The organism is Gilliamella sp. CG22 (assembly GCF_046635725.1).
GTDB lineage: Bacteria > Pseudomonadota > Gammaproteobacteria > Enterobacterales > Orbaceae > Gilliamella > Gilliamella apicola_I.
The window spans coordinates 1-6,294 of the sequence record NZ_JBIDFK010000019.1 but is presented as its reverse complement, the minus strand read 5'-3'; the positions used below and the strand labels follow the sequence as shown (position 1 = coordinate 6,294).

Annotated in this window: 1 protein-coding gene; it reads right to left on the bottom strand. The window is 37.5% G+C overall.

Features of this window, described 5'->3' with window-relative positions; translation table 11 throughout:
- Nucleotides 1-6,294: SdrD B-like domain-containing protein (locus ACGH46_RS10880; protein WP_411605626.1), on the bottom strand; the 6,294-nt coding region annotated here is incomplete at both ends.

Below are 6,294 nucleotides of genomic sequence, written 5' to 3'. Positions count from 1 at the left end.
CCCTGTCGCTTTATCTGTTGCTCCCGTAAACTGATAAGTTTCACTCATTTCACTGTCAGTCTTATTGATTACTACCGAGTGACTGATGTCGCTTAACATAAAGCTGCTAACATAATCCGTGCCCGGACGACTTACTTTCACCTGATAATCAACACCCGAGACTAAGTTGTCAAACTGATAGTTGCCTAACTCGTGCTCTGCACTACCCGTACTGACCGCTTTAACCTCTTTCACCAGATTATTATCTACATATAATCCTACCGTGTAATCCGTAAATAACGTATCAATTCCGATATCCTGTGCATTGATCACCGCGCCATCTTCCGCAATCACGTCTATCACGACCTGACCTTCAATGCTCGCCTGTCCTTTCAGACCGAAATCAACCGTGGTGATTTTGGTGGACGACGAGGATGGGGAGGCGATATCGACAACAACACCATTACCGGTAATGGATGTAATCGCGCCGCCCACTTTCTGTGCCACATAACTGAAGTCATAACCTGAATTTGCCGGTGCTTCTACACTTATCGTCCAGCTGCCTTCACCTATATTCGCAATTTCATATTCACCCTTACTGTCACTGTCGACCGTTAAGGTTAAGCCATGGCTGTTTGTCGCCACAACGTTCACCCCTGATAAGGTAGCGGTGTGATAAGTCTGATGCGTTCCTTGTCCTGAGTAGTCTTTATAAATAGTCCCTTTTAACACATTCTCACTTTTAAAGCCGAATGCTTGTTGCTCAGCAACGTTACCAGCTGAGAATTGGTCATCTTTCGGACTATTGACACTAAACGTCACCTGATTGCTCGCTGACATTGAGTTCGGACTGAACACCAGTCTGTAACCGGAACGCTCAATTGCGTTATCATCAATTTTAAGCACATAATCATGTCGGCTTAAACCTGACACTTCAAACAGACCGGTTCGATCATCAACCTTAATCTCCTGCTCCACAAATCCTGATTTTGCCGATGTTAACACCAGTTTCGGCGTAATTGGCGTACTTAATGCGCCAAAGGCAATATCATTTGCGCTGTATTTTCCGTCGTTATCGGCATCGATCACCACATAACCTTTGATAACCGCACTGCCGTGATAACCTATTTCTATTCCGTTAACTAATGACTTATTATCAGCAACATGCACTTTTAGCGATAAGTTAGGTGATCCGGCTTTAACTGCACCTTGACCTATATCCGTATAGCTCAATTGGTAACCATCCCAGTCAGCCACACTTTGCGAACTGTCTGCCGTGATAATCCAATCGCCTTCCGATACGTTGCCCGCCTCAAAGTTACCTTTACTGTCAGTGGTCACTTGTTTCGTAATTGTGCTACCCGTTTTAGTCAGAGTTAATGCTAAACCGGATAAATCCGCATCAATCGCTGAGTGGGTTCGGCTGTTGTCTATATCAATGCTGACATGACCTTTGATCATGGCAATATATTTATACGCTGAATTTTTGTCTAACTCATTTTGTGTTAACGGGTTAAACACAAAGTTATCGCTATTTCCGGCTATGACACTGTCCGCAATTAATTCCGTTCCTTCCGGTGTGCTAACCTTAATTTGGTAGTTACCACCTTTCGGTAATTTTTCAAACTGATAGTAACCTTGTTTGCCATTCACCGTTTTGGTGTCAACTTTTTTAAGTTCAACATAATCCGTTGCACCCGGTGCCTGATAATTAAGGGTCACATTGATGCCATTACGCCCTTCGTTATCCTGTCTGTCTTTGCTGTCATTTTCATCAATCCAGACGACACCATCGATTTTTTGTTTTCCTACCAACAGATAATTATTATCCAGTGAGCCTTGTTTTGGTAAACTCGCAACCGGAATAACAATATGTTTCGGATCGTTACCGGCTGAGCTTTGTTTAAACTCATGGTCGGCATTAGCGCCTAATTTCAGCACCACAGAATAGTTAGCACTATTACCAAACATCAAATTAGGGAATTGATACTCACCATCCACGGTTTGTTGGGTCATTAATAACTTACCAGTACCATCTAAACCGTCATGCAATTCAACGGTATACGAGATCGCACTATCAAGTAAATAGGTAAACGCCTTTGTAGGATCTAAATCGTTATTATTATCGGCATAATCGACGAAGATTTTCCCTTGAATACCGTTAGCACTTGCTTCTTTATAATAGAAACTATTACCAAAGACACCAGTATTGGTTATTTGAATATTGGATAAAGTACTGATTGGTTGAGTTGAACCTTCACTATTTTTAACTAATGAATAACCATCCGGCGAGGTTACAACATTAATACTGTACTTACCGGAAGGTAAGTTATAGAAATGATATTCACCTTTATCATTGGTATATTGACGAGCGATCTCTGTTCCGTTTGAATCAACTAGGCCAATCAATACATGATCAATTGGTAATTCAGGTGATGTGCCGTCAATAATAGTTTTACCCGCAATACCACTATTGATTGCTTGATTACTGCTTATACCTGCCGCCGGTGAACTGTTTGAACTACCAGCTAATAGGAAGGATTGGTTTTGTACAGTTCGTCCAATATCTTTAAAGGTTATTGTGTCTAAAGTTGCACTAGCTTTTTGATTAGCATTTGAAATAACGCCATAATTGCTTGTAGGAACAACTTGAACTACGTAGTCCGTATTAAGATCAATTCCAGTGAAACTATAATAGCCTTTCTCATTAGTAGTACTTTCAAGATAGTTAATAAGAGAATTATTCAATTTTTTAAATAATTTAACCTTAACATTCGATACAGGAAGATCACCTGTTTTATCAAAACTAATATCCGTTCTACCATTGTTGTTAATATCAACCATTACATAACCTGCAATAGCTGCATCACCATTTTTCTTATAGATGAAATCTAAATTACCACCTGATACTTTTGGTGTTTGTGATGTAATTTTAATATTTGGTACAGTATCAAACTCTGATTTTAGTTCATAAACGCTTACATCCAAGCCTTCTTCTGTAACTTTAATGGTATAAGTATCATTAAATAAATTTTGGAAAGTGTAAATACCAGATTTATCGGTTTTAGTTTTAACATAGAATTTTCCATCACGATATAATTCAACCGTTACTCCGGCAAGTGGCACATCACTTTTACTAGCATTGAAGTTACCATCCTCATCATAGTCAAAATAAAGTCGACCACTGATTTCGGTAGGTTGTTTCAGTTTTACTATCCAATACTGATCAGTTGCACCAGCAGATGGAATAGGGGCAACTTGTAAAAACTCTGGTTTTTTCAGTTCACTAGGAATAAGCTTGCCTTGAGGTTCATTACCACTAGCAACTAATTCAAATTGTTGTGAATCTAGTCCACGTAATCTAAGAATTATATTAGTTAAATACAAATTACCACGAGGTGAATTAGTGTCATTATAAACAAATTCGCCCGTATATTTTACATTGTTATCGACAAAGTCAGATTGATTTAAAATAGCGCTAACATTTCCATTATTGTATCCATTATAGAAACGAGGCGTAAAAAAGCCTTCTACTCTAAGCGCATCTTTATTATATCTCATTAACTCTTGACTTGTTAATAAAACCGCATCTTCTATTTTTTTGGAACCTGTAATATCTAGGTAAAGATTTCCTGATATTCCTTTAGATGCTTTTGATGCTTGCATAATATATTGACTAGATTCAACATTATTAGCTAAAGTACCATCGGCCAAGACTTCTATGTCAAAAATACCTACAGCTGTAGCAGGATCTTTGTCGGCAATATCAATATAACTATAATTAGTATTATCTGGATCATGTATAATGCGATATTTACCTTTTGGTAAACGGTTAAGAATTAAATTCTGATAAAAATCTCCGCCAGTCATCCATTCTTGGTAAGTACTTCCATCCCAATAAAGAACTTTAAATCTACCATAACCTTGTTCTTTGGAACCATTACCTTCATACTCACCATTTCCATCTAAATCATTGATAGGAATAAAGGTAATTGCATTACTTTTACCTTGCATTAAAAAGTTATGGATAATAGGTAAATCTATTTTATCAAAACGAATCGTTTGCAACTGAGCAAGACCTTGTTTTGGATCTGTTACTGCCTCAGTATCTGAGCGAACAACTTTAATGATAAAATCTTTCCCACTCGTCAGTCCATCATTTCCAGTGAACTCATAACGCCCTGTTTTATCGGTTTTTTGTGAAGCTAATACACTCTTACCTGAGCGTGAAGTACAATCATTATTATCTTTACATAATAAAACTGTCGCATCAAACAATGGTCTATCAAAGGCATCAGCCGTCCCACCTACAGTAAGTATACCGTCTCCTCTGTAAGTATCTAAATAAACTGTACCTTTAGCAATATAATCTCGTTGTTTTAATTTAAACCAGAAATTAGTATCTTTAGTATAGTTTTGACCACCTTTTACTTTTACAATAATGCTAGAAGTTTCATTAACAATAGTATCGTTTTGATCATTACGTTCTAATTCAATAGCATTTTTATCCGCATTACTGCCAGCGCCGAAAGCAGATTGAACAACTACTCGATATTCACCATCAGGTAACTTGGTAAAGTTATACCAACCATCATTGTTTGTTCCCATAACAGCAATATCATCACGTTCCCAATTGCCAGTAGATACTTGTTTATGCTGTAAAACGACACGAGTGTATCTAATAGGCGTATCTAACTTAGGATCATAATTACCGGTGGTACCAACATGGCTATTATTTAAGTAAACATAGCCCGAAATACTGTTAGGCGTTTTACCTCTAAAATATATAATAGAAAAACCACCCAATCTTTCGGTAGCGCTTGCATTATTTGCAACCGATCTTACTCGATATTCTTGTGTAACACTTTGGATATCTAAATAATTTGAATCATATCCAATAATTTTGTAAGTATAAATTCCACCATGATCAGAATTAATCCTAGCTCGTTGAGCACGCGAGTAATCATCTGGACCTTTTAGATATTTAGCATATAAACGTGTCCCATCTAATTTGGTCGCAGGCGTGACACCATCTTCTTCAAAAAAAGCAACCTCTAGATAAGGTCCGGTACTTAATTCACTAATACCATTTTGTATACCACCCCAGTTTCCGTGGTTATTTGTAGACTGTAAGCTACTTTCTACAGCTAATAGACTTGGTGCAATGATTGAATACCAAAAGTTTTGGTTTGACTTAGTACCGCCATTTAAATTGGGAATAATAATCTCTTTCGGAGCAATTTTGTCTTGCTTACCATTGCTGAGTTTTACTTTACCTTTATGAGTACTTTTTGATTCAGATGAGGTACTGGTTGATTTACCATCTGTATCGCCAATAAAGAAATATTTGGTCGTATCAATACCAGATTCATCTAAAACGACTTTATAATCTTTATTCGCTCTTAGTCCTCCAAATTTATAAGCCCCCGCTTTATTAGTGGTTTGTTTAGCAATTAATATCCAACTATTACCATCATGTTGATAAAGATTGACTGGCGTGTTAAGAAAGGTACTACCATCCTTAGGTAGAGTATTTCCTGTTTTACCCCCATCTGGGCCGTCTTCAGGGAATTGTTCTGAACCTAATGCAAATACCGAACCTGATATACCTGCTAAAGTTGTATCGTTCGGATCAATATTTAACAAAAATGTCGGGCCACTTGTTTGACCGATTGCATCAGTTATTTTAACAGTTTGTTCGGTTTTATTCTGTGGAATATAAGGTGCTTTTACATTGGTTACTTTTATGTCATAACTTGCAACAGCTAGATCTCTAAAACGATAACGGCCATTATCAGTTGTAGTTATTGTTCCTGTACCTAGTACTTTGGTTGTCGTGCCGGGATAGTAAAGCTCGACATTCATATCAATCGCACCGGTATCAGAGCCTACTGTATAGATCCCATCACCATTTTGATCAATAGCGACAACTCCGTCAATACCCCATTCATTACGTGGTTTAACATTAAATTGCCCTTTTTGATTTTTACCCGCCATATTAAAGCTAATTTTATTAACGTAGGCGTTTTTACTGTCTGGTAATGTTGCATCCCATAAAGCATATTTGATTTTATTACTTGAGTCAGCAACAAAATCTGCTGTATCAACCGTCATGTCATACAGATGCCCTTTTAAGGTATTTTTAAGTTCAACTACACCATCATTATTGGTTGCAAAAACAATTTGCCTTGAAGAAGAGGTATGAATCAACCTAACAGGAATATTCTTTGCACCATTTCCTTTGTCGTCTTTTATCTCTAAGTTGATATCACCGCCTTGCCCTTTGATAAATAAGTTCTGAGCAGACGCACCGGT